This window comes from Parafrankia sp. FMc2 (assembly GCF_041008525.1).
Lineage (GTDB): Bacteria > Actinomycetota > Actinomycetes > Frankiales > Frankiaceae > Parafrankia.
This window is the reverse complement of sequence record NZ_JBFLUG010000449.1, coordinates 1-876: the sequence shown is the minus strand read 5'-3', so window position 1 is coordinate 876 and position 876 is coordinate 1. Positions and strand designations below refer to the sequence as shown.

Sequence of the window (876 nt, the reverse complement as noted above, 5' to 3'; positions counted from 1 at the left end):
GTGGCTCTGGCACAAATTCCGTGACGGCCCGGTGGGCGGGCCGCACGAGGCGTCGTGGATCATGGCGAGTGGCTGTCCTTGACCCGATCCATGTCCTGTTCCCTCACTTCGTCGGCCTGGTCGTAGAGCAGGTCGTACGCTCTGGCCGTTCGGTACGCGTGTTCGCGCGGGGCCGCGCCGTCGCAGGGGCATGCCCGGGGTGTGGCGTCGAGTCGGCGCGGGTGCACAGCCGTTACGAGCGCCGGCTGGCGGACAGCCCGGTCGGTGGTCAGGAGCTGGTGCTGCACCTGCGGGTGCGACGGTTCTGCTGCGCCACCGTCGGCTGTGCGCGCCGGACATTCGCCGAGCAGATCCCCGGGCTGACCGTCCGCTACGGCCGGTGCACGCCGCTGCTGCGGCGGGTATGGGAGTCGGTCGCGACGGCGCTGGGCGGCCGGGCCGGGTCCAGGCTCGCCGGGCGGCTGGTGATGGCGGTCAGCCGGGCGACGTTGCTGCGCCTGGTCCGTGCCCGGCCCGACCCGGACGTCGGGGCGGTGCGGGTGCTCGGAGTCGACGATTTCTCCTGGCGCCGCGGGCACAGCTACGGCACGGTGCTGGTCGACCTGGAGGCTCACCGGGTGGTCGACCTGCTGGCCGAACGGTCCGCCGACGCGCTGGTGGCGTGGCTGGAGGCGCACCCTGGTGTGGAGGTGGTCTGCCGGGACCGCGCGGCCTGTTACGCCGAGGGCGCCGCACGCGGCGCGCCGACCGCGACGAACGTGGCTGACCGCTGGCACCTGTGGCACAACCTGTGCCAGGCGGTGGAGCGTGCCGTGGGTCGGTTACGGCCCCAGTGGCGTCGTCCGCCCCCCGAACCGGCCGAGGTGCCCGCGCCCG

Annotated in this window: 1 protein-coding gene; it reads left to right on the top strand. The window is 74.0% G+C overall.

Going from position 1 to position 876, the window contains the following annotated elements:
* Window positions 1-221 precede the first annotated feature (221 nt).
* Window positions 222-876 (top strand): ISL3 family transposase (locus tag AB1460_RS37875; protein WP_368967406.1); only part of this gene is annotated, 655 nt, incomplete at its 3' end.